The sequence below is a fragment of the Christiangramia qingdaonensis genome, from assembly GCF_048381525.1.
In the GTDB taxonomy this organism is placed as follows: domain Bacteria; phylum Bacteroidota; class Bacteroidia; order Flavobacteriales; family Flavobacteriaceae; genus Christiangramia.
This window is the reverse complement of sequence record NZ_JBLWIM010000008.1, coordinates 307,205-325,610: the sequence shown is the minus strand read 5'-3', so window position 1 is coordinate 325,610 and position 18,406 is coordinate 307,205. Positions and strand designations below refer to the sequence as shown.

The window sequence follows — 18,406 nt, the reverse complement described above, 5'->3', positions numbered from 1 at the left end:
CTCTACGAATTAACACTGCATATCATACTCAAAATTCTTTTCAGGATGCCGGGTTTTCAAAATCTTTTTTCTTCGCGCCATCTTTAAGTTACCAGGTAAACGACAGACTATCTTTTTTAATCAATACTGAATTTTATAGTGGCGAGTCAACTAATCCTACCATGCTTTTTGTAGATAGGGGAGCACCCTTGACAGTAACTAATATTGAAGAATTAGGTTATAACTCGAATAGGTCTTACACCAGTAACGATCTAACTCTAAAAAATCCTACTTATAGTCTACAGGGTCAGATGAATTATATATTGTCAGAGAACTGGACTTCTGAAACTGCTGTTTCTCGTGGAAGTTCAAAGTCTGAAGGCTATTATTCATATCTCTACGAAACCACCAGATTTTACGAAGGTTTGGATGAAGGAGTAGTGTTAACACGGTATATGAATAATCAGAATTCCACAACTCTAACTACAGACTTTCAGCAGAATTTTATTGGTGATTTTGAGATCTTCGGAATGAGAAACAGAATGGTAGCGGGCTTGGACTATTTTCAACGCGAAACCATAGATAATGGAACCGGTTATGTGGGCAACGGAAATATTTATATTGGAAATGCGAGTCTTCAAAATGTGAACGAGAGCGTTTTTGGTATTACTGAGCAAGCGAATTATATCACAAGTGGAGATAGTGGTATTCTTTCTACAGCGGCAGTTGACGGTCTATTGGTCAATACAAATCGAAATAATAATATTGTAAAGGAGGATATCTATAGTGCTTATGTGTCGAATGTACTAAATATTACTCCGGCTTTATCTGCCATGGCTAGTTTACGAATAGACCAGTTTGAAAATGATAGCAATAGCCAAACTGCACTTTCCCCTAAATTCGGAGTGGTATATCAGCCAATTTTAGACCGGGTTTCTGTATTTGCTAATTATATGGATGGTTTTAGTAACGTAGCACCTTCAGAAGTTATTAATCAGGATACAGGTGAAACAAACAGAATAACTTTTGATCCTGAACATGCCACTCAATTCGAAATTGGAACCAAGCTAAACCTTTTCAACGATAAACTTTTTGCAACCCTGAGTTACTATGATATTCAGGTTGAAAACATTGTATTAGGAAATGGTATTAATGTGAATCAGGATGGAACTCAATATAGTCGTGGTTTTGAAGCCAGAATAACTGCAAGTCCAGTAGATGGGCTAAACCTTATAGCAGGCTTTAGTCATAACGATAGTGAAGTCACTGAAGCTTCAGAAAATGATGATTTCCTCGGAAGAAGACCGGAATCTGCGGGACCTGAGACTCTGGCAAACCTTTGGGCAAGCTATAAATTTACTGCTGGTGTAGCTCAAGGATTCGGTCTTGGCTTTGGAGGTAACTACGCCAGTGATAACATGATTTTTAATCGTAATACTGCGGGAATATTTACGCTTCCATCTTATACAGTAATAAATGCAGCTGTTTTCTACGACGTGGATAAATTTTCAATTAACCTGAAATTAAATAATCTAACGAATGAAGATTATTTTAATGGGTGGTCTACTATAAATCCGCAGGCACCGAGAAATTTCGCCGCAGCACTTACTTACAGATTTTAGAATTGATTTAGCCCGAGATCGCCAATGTGGCGATCTCCTTTTTTGGAACATTATGAAGAAAAAACAAAGAAAAAATACACTTAGGAAATGGGCTGGCAGGATTCATCTCTGGTTGGGTCTGTTAACAGGCATCATTGTATTTATAGTCGCGATTACCGGATGTATCTATGTATTTCATGACGAAATTAAAGATACTATCTACGACTACCGCTTTGTAGAACAGCAGCAGAGTGGATATTTGCCACCTTCAGAAATTAAAGAGATCGTACAGTCGAAATATCCCGGAACTACAGATGATTTTGTGCTCTATGCCGGGCAGGACAGGCCAGTTGCGGTGTACGGAGTATATGAAGAAACCCCATATTACTATTACTTAAATCCATATACTGGTGAATGGTTATATTCTCAGGATTTTACGATGGATTTTTTCGAGATCGTAAAAGCATTGCACATGTATCTTTTGTTACCTGAAGAAATTGGCCGACAGGTGGTAGGTATTTCAACTTTGATATTTATTCTGATGATGATCACGGGAGTTATACTTTGGTGGCCAAAGAAGCTTAAGAATTTAAGAAAGAGTCTGAAAATAAAATGGAATGCTCGTTGGAGAAGAGTGAATTATGACCTGCATAATATCAGCGGATTCTATCTTCATATTCTTGCCATTGTAGTAGCCATTACCGGGTTATATTTCTCATATGATTGGGTGAAAGATGGACTTTATTTTGTGGGAAATCTCGGGGAAGATGTAGAAAGCGATCATCATATCGAAAATATCGTTCAGAAACCGCGAATTTTAGAGGAGCCTATAGATATAGCTTTTGTTGAAACTCAAGAGAAAGCGCCTGGACATGAAATGTATTTTGTGTGGACAGAGGGTGATCATCATCCCGTAGTTACCGGTGCCTATACCGAGTCCCTGGACTACGACCATCAATCTAACTATTATTTCCATCCACAAACTGCTGAATTACTTCAGGAACAGCCATATGAATCTAAAAGTACTGGTTTAAAGCTACAGGAAATGAGTTATGGTATTCATACAGGTCAGTATTTTGGAATAACCGGGAAGATCATCGCTTTTATCCTGAGCATTTTTGTCGCAAGCTTACCTGTAACAGGATTTATAGTGTGGTGGGGAAGAAAAAACCGGGTGAAACATCTCACCCGGTGATATTTTTAGAATAACAGGGCGTCTACTATTGCTCCTACGATTGCGATAAGTATCGCTAACCATAAGCTTGGTAGAAAACCTTCAGTTTTGAAATCTGAAGTTAATTTGTCTGCTATTTCTATTACGATCGCATAGGCAACCACACGGGTTATAAAGCCCAGTCCAAGGAAGTAGAAAATTCCGAGTGTAGCAATATTTAATACGGCGGTAAGTAACCAGCTCAATAGAAAACTTAATACTCCAATAATCAATGCAACGATTAATGCAGATTTAAACCCATTAAGATGAACTTTACTTAGAAATTTCGCAGCGATTAGCAGGACGACTGCATCCAGTACGATATGGATGATCCATTGTAACATAGTTTTGGTTTTATAGTTAGTTACTACGAATATACTTAAAAAAGCTTCAGATTAATCTTCGGAAGAATCGAGCCTGTATTCCATCGTACTTGGTTCTTTATTGGTCAAGACCTCCCAGAGAGCCTTGACATTTGCAAGTTTTTCTCTTTGCTTCAGCCTGTATTCGGTTTGGTAAGCACGTTGATCTGCCGTAAAACCAAAGTAATTGAATCCCAACTGATCCGAAATGAAAAGTGCTCTGGGCAAATGGAATTTTTGAGTAACCACTGTAGCATTCTCTATATTAAAAAGTTTTCCCGCTCTATACATACTGTCATAAGTGTCCAATCCTGCGTGATCTGAGGTAATTCGGTTTTGAGGAATTCCTCGTTCTCGAAGATAAGACACCATGGCAGCGATCTCATTATAATCTTCGGTTCGATGATCGCCAGTTACATGGAAATTTTTAACCTTGTTACTACGATATAATTTAATAGCAGTATCTACGCGGTCCTGTAAGATTGGAGATAGTTTACCATCAGAATGGACACTTGCACCCAGGATAATTACTGTCTCTCGAGGTGGTATTTTGGAAATATCAGAATAAATGTCTTCCGAAGTGTGTCTCAAGAAAATGGCTTCAATACCAAGGATGGTAAAAATGATAAGCACAATTCCAATGACAGAGAATAAGATGAATTTTTTAAGTTTTTTCATTTCTCTGGATGAATATAGGGTCGAAGATAGCCATAAATAATTGGATGTATCAGATTAATCGATAGCTAACGTAAATGTTCTTTTCATCATTGTGTACCTTTGCATTTCAAGATCATAATTATGAGTAATTTAAAAGCGCTGAACTGGCGTTACGCTACTAAAAAGTTTGATGATTCCAGAATTCTTTCCGAAGATAAGCTGGAGATCCTTAAGCATGCATTTAATCTCACTGCCACTTCCTATGGATTACAACCATTAAAGATGCTGGTAATTAGCAATAAAGAGGTTCAAAAGCAGCTTACAGAATTCTCAATGAATCAGCAGCAAGTAAATACCGCTTCTCATGTACTGGTGATCTGTACTGAAAAAAACGTAGATGAAAAGTTTATATCAGCATACTTTCAACGTGTCAAGAATTTAAGAGACACTCCAGATGAGGTTTTACAGCCTTTTCACAATTTTCTGGTAGATGATTTTAAGAATAAGGCGATAGAAGAAATTGAAGCCTGGGCGCGTAATCAGGCATACCTAGCTTTAGGAACACTATTAACCGTATGCGCTACTGAAGAAATAGACGCCTGTCCCATGGAAGGTTTTGAGCCTGCAAAATATGACGATTTCCTAAAACTTGGCGATAGAAACCTGCAGTCGGTACTTGTGCTTCCTGTTGGATATCGTGCTAAGGATGATTTCTTTTCAGAATTAAAAAAGGTGCGTCGCCCATTGGACGAAGTGATCATCGAAATGGATTAATACTCTACGTATTCTTTGATTTCCAGACCGTAACCAATCATTCCAACTCTTTTAGTCTGCTGGGAATTGGACAACAACCTGATCTTATGAATCTCAAGGTCATGAAGGATCTGAGCTCCTATTCCAAAATCCTTATTGTCCATTTTCACTGGAGGCGCCTTAATTTCTCCTTGTTTCTGACTTTCTTTCAATTCTGTTATACGAGATAAAAGGTTTGGAGATGGGTTAGCCGGATTGATAAAAACGATGGCTCCACGACCTTCATCATTGATCGCCTTAAACATTCCATCCAGTTTTTTATCTGCATTATTGGTCAGAGTTCCAAGGATATCATTGTTTACCATGGTAGAATTCACTCGCACAAGAATGTCTTCATCGGTTTTCCATGAACCCTTGGTAAGTGCTATGTGAACCTGTGAATTGGTAGTTTGCTTGTAAGCGCGAAGCCTGAATTTACCAAATCTTGTATCAAGTTCAAAATCTTCCTTTTTCTCAATTAGACTGTCATGCTGCATTCTATAGGCAACAAGATCTTCAATAGAAACGATCTTTAGATCGAACTTTTTAGCGACTTCCAGCAGCTGAGGTAAACGCGCCATGGTTCCATCCTCATTCATGATTTCCACGATGACTCCGGCAGGTTCGAAACCAGCAAGTCTTGCAAAGTCGATCGCTGCTTCTGTATGACCTGTTCTACGTAAAACTCCACCTTCTTTGGCTTTCAGGGGAAAAATATGTCCTGGTCTATTAAGATCCTGAGGTTTTGTTTCGGGATCTATCAGGCTTTTGATGGTTTGAGCTCTGTCTGAAGCTGAAATACCCGTAGTAACACCTTTTCCTCTCAGGTCAACCGAAATTGTAAAAGCGGTTTCCATAGGATCGGTGTTATTACCAACCATCATTTCCAGTTTTAGATCATTACATTTTTGCTCGGTTAAAGGAGCGCAAATGAGTCCGCGGCCATGAGTAGCCATGAAATTGATCATTTCTGGAGTAACCATTTCTGCAGCGGCAAGAAAATCACCTTCATTTTCACGGTCAATATCATCGACTACAATGATCACCTTTCCGGCGCGAATATCATCAATAGCTTCCTGAATGGTATCTAGTTTGACCTGATACTGGTTATTTTCTACCTCTGCCATAGTTCCAATTTTATGGCTGCAAAGATATTTATTATGATTTACTTTTGTTCCGAATCGCTCCGGCTTTTTTGAAGAGTTTTTTTATGGGATCTGTAAGGCTGTCAAAGACAAGTAATCCTTGATCTGTCGTTGCTCTGTAAGTAAGAAAAACACCAAGTGGAAGCATGATCCAGGTAGGCAGCCATGTAGCCACAAACGCAGGAACACTTCCATTTTCTGCTGAATTCTTCGTGAATATCCCAATAAAGTGATAGGTAAGAAACAGTAGGATCGCAACCACGATAGGTAAACCAATTCCACCTTTCCTGATGATAGCCCCAAGTGGAGCGCCTACAAAGAACAGTACGATACAGGCAATTCCAAGAGCATATTTTTCATGTAAAGCGATTTCGAATTTATTGATCTGCTTTATATTGTTTTTAAACTCTTGCTTCTGCATTCCAAGATGGGCAATAGCGCTGTTCACAGTTCCCAAAGCCAGGTTAGAAATTTGTGCTGCGTCGTAAGTATTGTAATGGGTTAGAATACTTTCATCTTTAGAAACGATGGTATCTTTGGGTTTTAAATTATTCTGAACATTCACGATCCCGGAGCGGTCGTACATATTAGATTTAAGACTAGCCAATTTGGTGTTGTAGTTCACTGAAAATGAATCTATACTTTCGCTCAATTCTGAAATCTTCAACATTCCGTGGGTGGAATTATAGTTTTGATCCTCCAGATCCACATTATTAAAATTCGAGAGATCAATATTGATGATATATTCATCAAAATATGTCTTTGTAAATGGTTTTCTTTTCCTCTTTTGATAGTCTGAAGGTGTTACTTCTTCATAGTAGTTTCCTTCCTTCAGAATAAGTGAGAGTAAATCAGAATTAGTACTTCCAACCAGTTCGCCTTCCCTTGCTTTGATCACCGTAGTATTTCCACCATTTTTCTCCTTCTGATGAATAATCACATCGGTAAGAAACTGATCATTCTCACCACTTTTTTCTTCTACCTTAATATTAAAGGTTCCAATGTCATTAAAGATTCCTTCAGAAATAGCCATGGCCGGCTTTAACTGGGCAATATTCTTCCGAAGATTGATAGATTTAAACTCTGCTGCGGGAATGACATTATTGGCGAAAAAGAAGGCTGTAAGACTTACTAAAACTATAAATACAGTAAGGCTACGCATTGCACGACCCAGGGAAATACCTGAAGATTTCATGGCAGCAAATTCATAATTTTCAGCAAAAGAACCGAAAGTCATGATGGAAGTAAGCAGGATAGTAAGCGGTAATACTAGAGGCACCAGCTTTGGGGAGAAGTAAAGTAAAAATTTCAGGATTACTTCTGTATCCAAATCTTTACCAGCAAGTTCACCTATGTACAGCCATATCGTTTGGAGTACAAAGATGAACATCAGTATTATAAAGACCGAGAAAAATGTTTTTAAAAAGCTGGTAAGTATGTACCGGTCGAGTATCTTCAATTTAGTCTAATCTATTGATATAAAAGTCGCTGTATCTAGCTTCGTTAAAGGTAAATAGATTTTTTGCAAGTGGTTGATCTGTCTTGAAACTTTTCACAGTGATCGTCACTTTAGTCCCATTCTCCTGGGTCTGGATCATATTGTAAATATGCTTGGTTTGAGTATCGATCCCAAGAAGAATATTCTTGATCTCAGCTTTGCTATCCTTTGGTGTAAGTTTAACATACTGAATCTCTCTTCCTTTCACATTCTGAGTGATATCCATCTTGTAGTTATACCCATTTTGATAAAAAGTGAACATTTTAGAAGGTGTGATACTGTTGCTATCTTCCTCAACATAATTGGAAATGTTGATCTCCTCATCTTCCGGAATGATCGTATAGATCTTTTTCCCGTCAAACATCTGCGTGGTCCCCATTAAATTCAACAGGTATTTATCCCCGTCAATACTAACATCTCCGCGAGTTTCCTGGCTTACATTCTCAGCTTCGTTTTCAAGTGAATACTTGAATTCTATGACCATATTGTCATAATTCTTCACCTTTGCTGAAACTTCATTTAGTAATTTCTGAGCTTTTGATGCTTCCTGCGCCTGTACTCCAAAACTGAGTATAGCTGCCAAAATAAATACTAATCTTTTCATTCTAATTTTTTTAGTCTGGTTTTTCATTTAATAGTTGATCGAGCGCTACCATATCTGTAATTAAAACCTGCCTTGCCTTACTTCCTTCAAACGGACCAACGATGCCAGCGGCTTCCAGTTGATCTATTATTCTACCTGCACGGTTATAACCAAGTTTTAATTTACGCTGAAGCAAAGAAGCCGAGCCCTGCTGGGCGGTTACGATCACTTCGGCAGCCTCACGAAACAGCTTGTCTCGCTCGCTCACATCTATATCAAGTCCTGTGCCACTTTCCTCGCTTTCATATGCAGGAAGTTGGTGTGCTTCAGGATAAGCTTTTTGCGATCCAATGAACTCGGTGATCTTGTCTACCTCCGGAGTGTCCACAAATGCACACTGCAGTCTTTTCAACTCATTTCCCTGTGTAAATAACATATCACCACGACCAATTAGTTGGTCTGCTCCCTGGCTGTCCAGAATAGTTCGGGAATCGATTTTAGATGTTACTCTAAAAGCGACTCTGGCCGGGAAGTTTGCTTTAATGATACCGGTAATAACGTTTACCGAAGGTCTTTGTGTTGCGATGATTAAGTGAATTCCAATGGCACGTGCAAGCTGAGCCAGTCTGGCGATAGGAGTTTCAACTTCCTTCCCGGCCGTCATGATCAAATCTGCAAATTCATCTACTACTAAAACGATATACGGCAGGAATTTATGTCCGTCATTTGGATTTAACTTTCTTGCCTTAAACTTCGTATTGTATTCTTTTAAGTTACGGCACATGGCATCCTTTAAAAGATTGTATCGATCATCCATTTCGATACACAAAGAATTCAGGGTGTTGATCACCTTTGTATTATCGGTGATGATCGCTTCACCATCATCCGGTAATTTTGCCAGGTAGTGGCGCTCTATTTTGTTGAATAAGGTAAGCTCCACTTTTTTAGGATCCACAAGTACAAATTTTACTTCTGCCGGATGCTTTGAATAAAGTAGGGAAGTAAGAATTGCATTTAAACCAACAGATTTACCCTGTCCGGTAGCACCAGCCATCAGCATATGCGGCATTTTCGCCAGGTCAACTACAAAAGTTTCATTATTTATAGTTTTTCCCAAAGCAAGCGGTAACTCCATTTCTGCCTTCTGAAATTTAGGCGAAGCGATCACTGAGCGCATAGAAACTATGCTGGCATTTTTATTTGGTACCTCAATACCAATGGTACCTTTACCTGGAATTGGAGCAATGATCCTGATACCAAGTGCAGAAAGCGAAAGAGCAATATCATCCTCAAGATTCTTGATCTTGGAAATACGAATCCCGGCTTCAGGGACGATCTCATATAAAGTTACTGTTGGACCAACGGTTGCTTTGATCTGCGCAATTTCAATTTTATAGTTCTTTAGCGTATCGACAATACGGTTCTTGTTTTCCTCCAGTTCTTCCTGGTTGATCGTGATAGTGCCGCCATAATCCTTAAGTAATTCGATCGTTGGGAATTTATAATTCTTCAGCTCAAGCGTTGGGTCAAATTCACCAAAATCCTTTACCAGTTTCTGACTCAGGTTATCTTCTTCCTCTTCTTCAGGAGCAGCTTCAACTTCCATGGCCACGTTATCCTCTTCCACCGGAGTTTTTACTTCCATCTTCGGAATAGCTTCCGGGCTTGTTTTCTTCTCAGGTTTCTTTTCTGGTTTACTGCTTAGGTCAACTTCTGCGGGTTTTTCTTCATCTTTTGGTATGACTACCTCTTTTTTCCATTCGAGTTCTTCATCAGTTTCTGAAACATTTGCCTGATGCTTTTGCATCGCGGTCTGAAGTTCCTGTTTTCCTGTATTAAGGTAAGAACCAACCAATTCAGGAGTAATCTTTAGTCGTATTGCGAGGTAAGCAATTAGAAGAAATAGCATTAATAGGATGCTTCCGAAGAAACCCAGATAATCCTGCAAAAAATCATTTGTTTCATAACCGATTCTACCTCCCAGAAGTGCATTTTTTTCAGCAAAATAACCCAGAACTATAGAGATCCAGACCATCACAAGAATTCCCCAGAACCAGTATTTTCTCAGGTTGGAAATCTTAAATCCAAAGAATAAGTAGATGCCGCTCAGCAGTATTAAAAATGCAATAGAGAAAGAGGCTAGTCCGAAGCCTTTGTAGACAAAAAAGTCACTTACAGATGCACCAAATTTACTCAACCAGTTCCTGGCTTCCACGTCACGATTCCCCAGTTCCTGAAGTACACTCTGATCTGCCTGCCAGTTAAAAAGAAAGGAAATAAAGGCAACTATAAGTCCCAGACCAAATAGCATAAGAAAACTTCCAAGCACTACTTTTTGCTGCCTGTTGAGGCTCAAAGATAGTTTACTGGTTTTTTTACTGGTTTTCCTGGTCTTAGGTTTCTTTTTGGCCATAGGTAGGTTGACGAATTTCGGCAAAAATACAAATTAGCCTTATCCAAATTAAGGAAAAAAAACTTCATTTTTCAAAGTTGCCCCGATTACTAGTCGTAAACGACTGGTTTTACTATTTATTCTTTAAGTAGGGTAGGAGTGCTGCTATAAATTTATCGAAAGCTTCTATATGTGGTAAGTGTTCGGTATCTGGAATTTCCACCAATTTCGCTTTCGGGATTTTTTGCGGTTATTTCCCCGAGCTGATAATATAATTCCATACTTGCTTCCCAGGTTTTTATCTAAGGCTGTTCGATCTTCGGTTCATATGATTAATAATGTTGGCATTTGTAGATCCTTAAATTCATACACCACAGGTTGGGTAAGAATCATTTCATAGGCTTTCTGAATCCTGCCTGGTCTGGAACCAGCACATTAAATCCTGATTTTTGAAGAGTATCTATGGTAGTCAGCCAGTATGCGCCGTTGAAATTCTTGCTATGTAATAAGGTCGCAGTTTCACCAAGATTCTCCGTCTCTATCTACATATTGGCGATTGTAAAGGTGCTTTTCTGAATATGAAGCTTAAGAAAATCTACGTCACAAGAATATTCGTAATTCTCCAAATCCATGTCCAGTTCCTATAATTCCTGAGTTGTAAAAATCAAAACGGTAAACAGGCAGAGACTATATAACCGACACTGCCTCCTAATAGCAAGAATTTAAGTGGTTAGATATGGAATATAGATAAATCCGGCGATGACGATTGCAATGATTGCAGCGATAAAAACAGCACCTGCAGCAATGTCTTTAATATGTCCAATCTTATTATGAAAGTCAGGATGTACAAAGTCTGCCATTGCTTCTATGGCTGAATTCAATCCTTCTGCAGACATGACCATTCCGATTGCTACAAATTGAAACATCCATTCTGTTCTGGTAATATCAAAATACCATCCCCCGATGCAGACCAGAATTGAAATGACAAACTGCACCTGAATGCTGGCTTCGTGGCGAAGCAGCAGTAGTGCACCTTTTAAGGCGTATCCTCCTCCTCTGATTCTCTTTCCGAGGAAAGTGTTTTTCATTATAACAGGGTTTTCAGCGCAGCAAGATAGTCTGGTTCATCCTCAATTTTAGGTACTTGCTGGGAATGTATCACTTTAGCATCTTCATCAAGAACAACCACTGCACGAGATAGCAAACCTTCAAAAGGTCCGTCAAGAATTTCAACACCATAATCTTTACCGAAGTTTCTATCACGAAAATCTGATAAGTTTACTACCTGGTTCAATTCTTCATCACTTACAAATCTTTGTTGAGCAAAAGGTAAATCCCTGGAAATACAAAGTATCACCGTATCCTTTAATTCTGATGCTCTTTTATTAAAATTACGAACAGAAGTCGCACAAACTCCTGTGTCTATACTTGGGAAGATATTAAGAATAACTCTCTTTCCTTTATAATCATCAAGGGTTCCAATCGAAAGATCAGATTTAATTAACTCAAAATGAGGAGCTTTCTCGTCAAGTGCTGGAAGCGAGCCGTACGTAGTTACCGATTCTCCACCAAGTTCAATCTTTGCCATTTCTATACATATATTAGATTGCTAAATTTATAGGATTGTCTTTCGGTTATTACTAAAATTATCATAAAACAACAAAGGCCATTTCACAATGAAACAGCCTTTGTTATTTGAATTGTCAAAAAAGATTATTTGTCTATAGACCCTAGTACTTTCTTGACAAAATTGTTAGCAGCATCCCTTTCAGGAGTACCATCTTCTATCATTTTATGCACTTCTACAGCCCCACAAAGATTGGTAAGTAATTCTCCAATCACGTCCATTTCTTCTTCAGAAACTGAACGGTGCTCAGTAAAACTTTCAAGAACATCAATAGTACTTTCAAGTTTGTTAACTTCGTTGTTTCGCTGTAAATGCTTAATTACTGGTAACTTCATCTACTAAGCTTTTTAATTGGTCAAACTTGTTAGTTTGAACCTGATTCTTAAAACTTCCATTTTTAAAAGTTGCAAACGTTGGAAGGTTATCAACTTTTGCCAGTTTTCTTGATTCCGGATACTTTTCAGCATCTACAAGAATAAACTGCGCATTTTCATGTTCTGCAGATAACTTTTTGAATTTTGGCTTCATTAGACGACAGTTTCCACACCATCCAGCCATGTACTGTACAACAACAGTATCATTATCGTTTACAATCTCACTTAAGTTATCCTGATCTAATTCCTTAATCATAGCAATTTTTTTAATGTTATTAATTCAGGAGTACTCCTTAGTTAAGGCTTAAGTATGAAGCAACGCCTTCGCGGTCTGCATTCATTCCTTCTTTACCTTCTTCCCAGTTCGCTGGACAAACCTCACCTTTTTCCTGTACGTGCGTATAAGCATCGATCAATCTTAGGAATTCGTTTACGTTTCTTCCAAGTGGCATATGGTTTACACCTTCATGGAAAATTGTTCCTTCTTCATCAATAAGGTAAGTTGCTCTATAAGTCACATTATCACCTTCAAGAGTTACAGCACCTGTTTCATCATCATAAGTTTCGCTCATGATATCAAGAATATCAAGTCTTGAACTTAGGTTACGGTTGCTGTCTGCAAGAATTGGGTAAGTTACACCTTCAATTCCACCATTATCCTTAGGAGTGTTCAACCATGCGAAATGAACTTCAGGAGTATCACAAGATGCTCCAACTACCATTACATTTCTCTTTTCGAACTCAGCCATTGCATTTTGAAATGCATGTAGCTCTGTAGGGCATACGAACGTAAAGTCTTTAGGGTACCAGAATAAAAGAACTTTCTTGTTATTCTTCTGAGCTTCTTCCAAAATATTCAGTTTGAAAGTATCACCCATTTCGTTCATTGCGTCTACACTAAGATTTGGAAACTTTTTTCCTACTAAAGCCATATAATTATATTTTATAAAATTAAAAATGTTCTTTTTCTACGCTGCAAAAGTATCATCTTCACTGCGTTTTCAAGACATTTCAAATTTTATGATTTTATCACACAATAGAGCTTGTCTATGCATTGTAAAATCAACGATAGCGGTACTCTATAATCATCAAATACTCAGAAATTTAGCAGTTATTCTAAGGTTTTGACAACGATTATTTAGTAGAAATTTTTCTAATCTTCAATCCGATTGCAGCGAAAAGAAGTGTCATAAACGGACTCAAATAATTAAAGAAAGCGTAACCAGCATAGGAAAGTACAGGAACACCCAGAACTCCACTATGATAAGCTCCACAAGTATTCCATGGAATAAGTACAGAAGTAACAGTTCCTGAATCCTCAAGACTACGGCTAAGGTTTTCTGGTGCAAGACCTTTGTCCTTATAAGCTTTGGCAAACATTTTCCCAGGTACTACAATAGCCAGGTATTGATCTGAAGCGGTTACGTTCAAGGCAAGACAACTAAATACGGTACTGGCAAACAATCCGAAGGTGGTATGGAATAGATTCAGAAGGGCTTTACTAATTCTGGATAAGGCTCCAATTGCTTCCATAATTCCGCCAAATACCATAGCGCAAATGATCAACCAGATAGTTCCTAGCATTCCCTGCATTCCGCTGGAGGCAAACAGGTCGTTTAGAGTTTCAGAATCAGTTTCTACCGCGGTGTCTACCGTGATGGCATTCATGAGTCCTTTATATCCACTAATAAAATTAAGTTCATTCATTCCACTTACTGCCAGTACAATGTCTGGTTGTACGATAAGAGCGGCAACCGCTCCGGCAAGAGTTCCAACCAGCAAGGCTATAAGAGGGGATGTTTTTTTAACGATCAGAAATATTACAATCACTGGTACAATGAATAACCATGGCGTGATGGTAAAGCTTTTTTCAATGGACGCTAGAATTGCTGAAGTATCTGTAGTTCCACTTGTATCCAGATTAAGTCCAATAATTATAAAAGCGATAAGGGTAATTGTGATCGTAGGCACTGTGGTTAATGCCATGTATTTTATATGTGTAAATAGATCTGTTCCCGCCATGGCCGGAGCAAGATTCGTAGTATCACTTAAAGGAGACATTTTATCCCCAAAATAGGCTCCGGAAAGAATCGCACCTGCCGTCATGCCCAGTCCAATTCCGAGCGCATCAGCGATCCCGATCAGGGCGATCCCGACGGTAGCTGAAGTTGTCCAGCTACTCCCTGTAGCAACAGAGATCACAGAACATATAACCACACAGGCAGCCAGAAAAATCGTAGGATTTAGAATTAATAGTCCGTAATAGATCATGGTAGGAATAATTCCGCTAATAAGCCAGGTTCCTGCGAGAGCTCCTACCATTAAAAGTATAAGGATCGCTCCAGAAGTGCTTTGAATATTGCCGGCAACTTCATCGACCATGGTATCAAACTTTACCTTGTTGAAGTAACCAACGATCGCTGCAACAGCTCCTCCAAGTAATAGAATGAATTGATTAGAACCTCCAAGAGCATCATCGCCAAAAACGAAAACATTGAAAGCTAGCATAGCAACAAGAATAAGTACTGGAATTAATGCTTCCCAGATACTTAATTCCTTATTCTCAATTACAGGTTCATTTTGAGGATTTGCAGCAGAGTTTTCCATTCAGGAGATTCTATTTTTATGGCATAAATAAAGCCTTAGGGTATTCTGAAAAATCATCAGATTTACCTTAAGGCTTGAAAATTTATAACCGGTCGTTAATGTTGTTCATATTTTTATGAACGTAATTTTACGACATTCGGCTTAATCCTGCAAAATTTTAGACCATTTCAGCACTTAGAATACCTACTTCTTCCATACAATCTTTCATCATTTCGTAAGTTCTTGCGATATCGTTATCCAACCCTATGGAAAATCGTATTAAACCGTCACTTAATCCCATTTCTTTCTGCTCTTCTTCAGGAATTTCCGAAGAGGTTGAAGTTCCAGGTGCACTAAACAGAGTTTTATAAAATCCTAAACTTACAGCAAGATAGCCAAGGTTTCTTTCCTGCATAAGTTCCATAAATTCATTGGCTTTGTCCAAAGAACCAACATCGAGGGTCAACATCCCGCCGAACCCATAAGATTCGTTCATCATGGTTTTGAAAGTTTCATGTCCTGGATGGGATTCCAGTCCCGGATACACGGTTTTCAATCCATCTTCCTGAAATTTAAGAGCAAGGAACATTGCATTGTGGCTATGTTGCTTCATGCGAATATGCAGGGTTCGTAAATTTTTCAGAATAGAAGCAGCACGCATACTATCCATAGTTGGACCTAGTAGCATAGCAGCGCCATCATTCACATTTCTAAGGTCATTTATAAATTCCGTAGTGCCACAAACGACTCCGCCAACAGTATCACTGCTACCGTTAATAAATTTGGTTAAGCTATGAATTACTACATCTGCACCAAGTTTAATCGGACTAACAGAAAGTGGTGAGAATGTGTTGTCAACTACCAGTTTGGAATTAGAACCTTCTGAAATTTTAGCCAGTGCTTCAAGATCTGCGATCTCCAACAAAGGATTGCTCACACTCTCGCAGTAGATCACTTTTGTATTCTTCTGAAGGGCATTCTGCACTAATTCAGGTTTTGTGATATCTACAAATGTGGTTTCTATACCAAACTTCGGAGCGAAATTCTTCAGAAATGCATAAGTCCCGCCATAAACGGTTCTGCTACAAACAATATGGTCACCGGCATTGCAAAGCTGCATTAGAACCGATGTGATCGCGCCCATTCCGGAGGCCGCGACATTAGCCGATTCTGTTCCTTCCATTGCCGCAAGTGCTTCGCCAAGATAAAGATTGGATGGCGAAGAATGCCGGGAATATAAGTAACAGCCTTCTGCATTACCTTCAAAGGTATCGAACATGGTTTTAGCTGATAGGAAAGTGTAAGTTGAAGAATCGGATATAGAAGGGTTAACACCTCCAAATTCTCCAAAATATTGTAAGTCCTGAATGCGATCTGCTGGCTTGTATTTCATGATTTCTGAATTTATATATCCAAATTTCATTCAAAACCGACTAAAGAACAAGCAACGTGTCTTTAAATAGAATATAAAACTATATATTATTAATATTTCAGATTATATATCTAATTTAGAGCCACAATAATATTTTTTACCGAAAAATTATAAGTTCAGAGTTCCTTAAAAGAAGCGTATGAAAATTGATGAGCTGGATAAAAGAATATTGAAGCATCTTCAGGAGGATAGCAAAAAGACGAATAAGGAGATCGCGAATGACCTGAAACTTTCAGTTACTGCAATTTACGAACGTATTAAAAAGCTGGAACGTGATGGAGTCATATCGAAATATGTTGCATTAGTAAATCCGGAAAGTGTCGGCAAGGGTTTTATGGTTCTTTGTCAGATCAAACTGATTCAGCATAAAAAAGACATACTTACAAAATTCGAAAAGGATATCACCAGTCTGCCCGAAGTTATTGAATGTTTACATGTGAGCGGAGACTATGATTATATTTTAAAAGTGTTGGTAAAAGACATGCACGAATATCGTGAATTTATGGTCGCTAAGCTTACCAGCCTGGATCATATTGGGAGTACGAAAAGCGTCTTTACGATCAATAAAGTGAAGCAAAGTACGATCATTAATCTGTAAATCTTAAAATTTTATTAGGACTCTCAGGTGCATTGGTCATTGTAGAGAATAGTCGTACTTTTGTAATCAATTTGTTCAAAAATTAGTAAAAACATACAATTATGAGTACATATGATGTTGCAGTTATAGGATCGGGACCAGGTGGATACGTTGCTGCGATTCGCTGCGCACAACTTGGGATGAAAACTGCGATCATAGAGAAATATTCCACACTTGGTGGGACCTGTTTAAACGTAGGTTGTATTCCAAGTAAGGCTCTACTTGATTCCTCTCATCACTTTGAGGATGCGATCAAACATTTTGAAGACCATGGTATCGAAATTCCGGGAGAGGTAAAACTTAACCTGGAAAAAATGATGGATAGAAAATCATCTGTTGTTCAGCAAACCTGCGACGGAGTGAAATTTTTGATGGACAAGAACAAGATCGATGTTTATGAAGGTGTAGGTTCATTTGAGGATAAGACTCACATCAAGATCGAAGGTGAAGGAGATGCCAAAACTATAGAAGCTAAGAAAATCATCATTGCTACAGGTTCTAAGCCGGCAAGTCTTCCTTTTATTGAACTGGATAAGGAAAGAGTGATCACTTCTACGGAAGCGCTTAAACTTAAAGAAGTTCCTAAGCATATGATCGTAATTGGTGGTGGTGTGATCGGGCTTGAACTTGGGCAGGTTTATCGCCGTCTGGGAGCTGAAGTAACTGTTGTTGAATATTTAGACCGTATCATTCCTACTATGGATAGTGCGCTTTCCAAAGAGCTTCAAAAAGTTCTAAAGAAGCAGGGAATCAAATTCCACGTAAGTACCAAAGTGAAGTCTGTGGAGAGAAACGGTGACGAGATCACCATAAAGGCAGATGACAAAAAGGATAAAGAAATCGAGATAAAAGGGGATTACTGCCTTGTTTCTGTAGGTAGAAAACCTTTTACAAATGGTTTGAACGCAGATGCTGCAGGAGTTGAACTTGATGATAAAGGTAGAGTGAAGGTAAACGAGCATTTACAAACCAATGTAGATAATATCTATGCAATTGGAGATGTGGTGCGCGGTGCTATGCTTGCTCATAAAGCTGAAGAAGAAGGAACTATGGTTGCCGAATTGATCGCGGGTCAAAAACCTCATATCGATTATAACCTGATTCCGGGAGTAGTTTACACTTGGCCTGAAGTTGCTTCAGTTGGAAAAACTGAAGAGCAATTGAAGGAAATGGGAGTAAAGTATAAGGAAGGTAAATTTCCAATGCGAGCACTAGGACGTTCAAGAGCCAGTGGAGATATTGACGGACTTATAAAGATCCTTGCTGATGAAAAGACAGATGAGGTTCTTGGAGTGCACATGATTGGCGCAAGAACTGCAGATCTTATTGCTGAAGCGGTTACCGCTATGGAATTCAGAGCTTCTGCGGAAGATATAGCGAGAATGAGCCATGCTCATCCAACTTATGCTGAAGCTGTTAAGGAAGCTGCTCTTGCCGCTACTGAAAACAGAGCTTTGCATATCTAGAATAAGATAAATTACCATATATTTTTAAGCCCGGACGTTATGATGTCTGGGCTTTTTTTCAT

General features: G+C 38.7%; 18 protein-coding genes. 5 read left to right on the top strand and 13 right to left on the bottom strand.

The window, feature by feature from the left end:
* Together ACNI3T_RS02140 and ACNI3T_RS02135 are read left to right on the top strand one after the other, a co-directional pair.
* The coding region (locus ACNI3T_RS02140; protein ID WP_418226435.1) for a TonB-dependent siderophore receptor at nt 1–1,601 on the top strand (1,601 nt) is incomplete at its 5' end.
* A 52-nt stretch (nt 1,602–1,653) separates the two neighbouring features.
* On the top strand, nt 1,654–2,775 hold the full coding sequence (locus ACNI3T_RS02135; protein ID WP_418226434.1) for a PepSY-associated TM helix domain-containing protein: 1,122 nt from the start codon (nt 1,654–1,656) through the stop codon (nt 2,773–2,775).
* Between the two features lie 5 nt (nt 2,776–2,780).
* Here ACNI3T_RS02135 and ACNI3T_RS02130 read toward each other — a convergent pair whose 3' ends face one another.
* Together ACNI3T_RS02130 and ACNI3T_RS02125 are read right to left on the bottom strand one after the other, a co-directional pair.
* The gene (locus tag ACNI3T_RS02130) at nt 2,781–3,137 is read right to left on the bottom strand and encodes a phage holin family protein (RefSeq protein WP_141877250.1); all 357 of its coding nucleotides are present in this window, start codon (nt 3,135–3,137) and stop codon (nt 2,781–2,783) included.
* Nucleotides 3,138–3,188: 51 nt separating this feature from the next.
* Nucleotides 3,189–3,833, bottom strand: a complete 645-nt coding sequence (locus ACNI3T_RS02125; RefSeq protein WP_418226433.1) for a SanA/YdcF family protein — start codon at nt 3,831–3,833, stop codon at nt 3,189–3,191.
* A 120-nt stretch (nt 3,834–3,953) separates the two neighbouring features.
* Here ACNI3T_RS02125 and ACNI3T_RS02120 point away from each other — a divergent pair, with 120 nt between their 5' ends.
* Nucleotides 3,954–4,586, top strand: coding sequence for an NAD(P)H-dependent oxidoreductase (locus ACNI3T_RS02120; RefSeq protein ID WP_418226432.1), 633 nt, complete (start codon nt 3,954–3,956; stop codon nt 4,584–4,586).
* Here ACNI3T_RS02120 and ribB read toward each other — a convergent pair.
* From ribB to ACNI3T_RS02065, 11 genes are all read right to left on the bottom strand, one after another.
* Nucleotides 4,583–5,731, bottom strand: a complete 1,149-nt coding sequence (gene ribB, locus ACNI3T_RS02115; protein WP_418226431.1) for a 3,4-dihydroxy-2-butanone-4-phosphate synthase — start codon at nt 5,729–5,731, stop codon at nt 4,583–4,585. The genes ACNI3T_RS02120 and ribB overlap by 4 nt on opposite strands.
* 31 nt (nt 5,732–5,762) lie before the next feature.
* Nucleotides 5,763–7,208, bottom strand: a complete 1,446-nt coding sequence (locus ACNI3T_RS02110) for an LptF/LptG family permease (RefSeq protein ID WP_418226430.1) — start codon at nt 7,206–7,208, stop codon at nt 5,763–5,765.
* 1 nt (nt 7,209) lies between these two features.
* Nucleotides 7,210–7,851: an outer membrane lipoprotein periplasmic chaperone LolA1 gene (lolA1, locus tag ACNI3T_RS02105; protein WP_322302313.1), complete on the bottom strand. Its 642-nt coding sequence runs from the start codon at nt 7,849–7,851 to the stop codon at nt 7,210–7,212.
* Between the two features lie 10 nt (nt 7,852–7,861).
* Nucleotides 7,862–10,243, bottom strand: coding sequence for a DNA translocase FtsK (locus ACNI3T_RS02100; RefSeq protein ID WP_418226429.1), 2,382 nt, complete (start codon nt 10,241–10,243; stop codon nt 7,862–7,864).
* Nucleotides 10,244–10,944: 701 nt separating this feature from the next.
* Nucleotides 10,945–11,310, bottom strand: a complete 366-nt coding sequence (locus ACNI3T_RS02095) for a diacylglycerol kinase family protein (RefSeq protein WP_418226428.1) — start codon at nt 11,308–11,310, stop codon at nt 10,945–10,947.
* Nucleotides 11,310–11,810 carry a thiol peroxidase gene (gene tpx / locus ACNI3T_RS02090; protein WP_141877259.1) on the bottom strand — a complete coding sequence of 167 codons (501 nt, stop codon included), beginning with the start codon at nt 11,808–11,810 and terminating at the stop codon, nt 11,310–11,312. The genes ACNI3T_RS02095 and tpx overlap by 1 nt, the downstream gene beginning before the upstream one ends.
* A gap of 125 nt (nt 11,811–11,935) precedes the next feature.
* Nucleotides 11,936–12,184, bottom strand: coding sequence for a DUF6952 family protein (locus ACNI3T_RS02085; protein ID WP_141877260.1), 249 nt, complete (start codon nt 12,182–12,184; stop codon nt 11,936–11,938).
* A complete protein-coding gene (locus ACNI3T_RS02080) occupies nt 12,165–12,479 on the bottom strand; it encodes a thioredoxin family protein (protein WP_322302317.1) in 315 nt (104 codons plus the stop codon). Before ACNI3T_RS02080 ends, ACNI3T_RS02085 begins: the two co-directional genes overlap by 20 nt.
* Before the next feature lie 37 nt (nt 12,480–12,516).
* The gene (locus ACNI3T_RS02075) at nt 12,517–13,155 is read right to left on the bottom strand and encodes a peroxiredoxin (RefSeq protein ID WP_141877262.1); all 639 of its coding nucleotides are present in this window, start codon (nt 13,153–13,155) and stop codon (nt 12,517–12,519) included.
* A gap of 202 nt (nt 13,156–13,357) precedes the next feature.
* A complete protein-coding gene (gene nhaC, locus ACNI3T_RS02070; protein WP_322302318.1) occupies nt 13,358–14,830 on the bottom strand; it encodes a Na+/H+ antiporter NhaC in 1,473 nt (490 codons plus the stop codon).
* A 157-nt stretch (nt 14,831–14,987) separates the two neighbouring features.
* Nucleotides 14,988–16,202: an aminotransferase class I/II-fold pyridoxal phosphate-dependent enzyme gene (locus tag ACNI3T_RS02065; protein WP_418226427.1), complete on the bottom strand. Its 1,215-nt coding sequence runs from the start codon at nt 16,200–16,202 to the stop codon at nt 14,988–14,990.
* 178 nt (nt 16,203–16,380) lie between these two features.
* Between ACNI3T_RS02065 and ACNI3T_RS02060 the strand changes: the two genes are divergently transcribed.
* On the top strand, nt 16,381–16,839 hold the full coding sequence (locus ACNI3T_RS02060; RefSeq protein ID WP_322302320.1) for an Lrp/AsnC family transcriptional regulator: 459 nt from the start codon (nt 16,381–16,383) through the stop codon (nt 16,837–16,839).
* A gap of 101 nt (nt 16,840–16,940) precedes the next feature.
* Nucleotides 16,941–18,344, top strand: coding sequence for a dihydrolipoyl dehydrogenase (lpdA, locus tag ACNI3T_RS02055; protein WP_418226426.1), 1,404 nt, complete (start codon nt 16,941–16,943; stop codon nt 18,342–18,344).
* Nucleotides 18,345–18,406 lie beyond the last annotated feature (62 nt).

Excerpts from the sequence above, each read along its gene's own strand:
- ACNI3T_RS02120 (WP_418226432.1), top strand. The coding sequence starts at position 3,954 with ATGAGTAATTTAAAAGCGCTGAACTGGCGTTACGCTACTAAAAAGTTT.
- ACNI3T_RS02095 (WP_418226428.1), bottom strand. The coding sequence starts at position 11,310 with ATGAAAAACACTTTCCTCGGAAAGAGAATCAGAGGAGGAGGATACGCC.
- ACNI3T_RS02075 (WP_141877262.1), bottom strand. The coding sequence starts at position 13,155 with ATGGCTTTAGTAGGAAAAAAGTTTCCAAATCTTAGTGTAGACGCAATG.
- ACNI3T_RS02060 (WP_322302320.1), top strand. The coding sequence starts at position 16,381 with ATGAAAATTGATGAGCTGGATAAAAGAATATTGAAGCATCTTCAGGAG.
- tpx (WP_141877259.1), bottom strand. The coding sequence starts at position 11,810 with ATGGCAAAGATTGAACTTGGTGGAGAATCGGTAACTACGTACGGCTCG.
- ACNI3T_RS02065 (WP_418226427.1), bottom strand. The coding sequence starts at position 16,202 with ATGAAATACAAGCCAGCAGATCGCATTCAGGACTTACAATATTTTGGA.
- ACNI3T_RS02100 (WP_418226429.1), bottom strand. The coding sequence starts at position 10,243 with ATGGCCAAAAAGAAACCTAAGACCAGGAAAACCAGTAAAAAAACCAGT.
- ACNI3T_RS02080 (WP_322302317.1), bottom strand. The coding sequence starts at position 12,479 with ATGATTAAGGAATTAGATCAGGATAACTTAAGTGAGATTGTAAACGAT.
- nhaC (WP_322302318.1), bottom strand. The coding sequence starts at position 14,830 with ATGGAAAACTCTGCTGCAAATCCTCAAAATGAACCTGTAATTGAGAAT.
- ACNI3T_RS02130 (WP_141877250.1), bottom strand. The coding sequence starts at position 3,137 with ATGTTACAATGGATCATCCATATCGTACTGGATGCAGTCGTCCTGCTA.
- lolA1 (WP_322302313.1), bottom strand. The coding sequence starts at position 7,851 with ATGAAAAGATTAGTATTTATTTTGGCAGCTATACTCAGTTTTGGAGTA.
- lpdA (WP_418226426.1), top strand. The coding sequence starts at position 16,941 with ATGAGTACATATGATGTTGCAGTTATAGGATCGGGACCAGGTGGATAC.
- ribB (WP_418226431.1), bottom strand. The coding sequence starts at position 5,731 with ATGGCAGAGGTAGAAAATAACCAGTATCAGGTCAAACTAGATACCATT.
- ACNI3T_RS02135 (WP_418226434.1), top strand. The coding sequence starts at position 1,654 with ATGAAGAAAAAACAAAGAAAAAATACACTTAGGAAATGGGCTGGCAGG.
- ACNI3T_RS02085 (WP_141877260.1), bottom strand. The coding sequence starts at position 12,184 with ATGAAGTTACCAGTAATTAAGCATTTACAGCGAAACAACGAAGTTAAC.
- ACNI3T_RS02125 (WP_418226433.1), bottom strand. The coding sequence starts at position 3,833 with ATGAAAAAACTTAAAAAATTCATCTTATTCTCTGTCATTGGAATTGTG.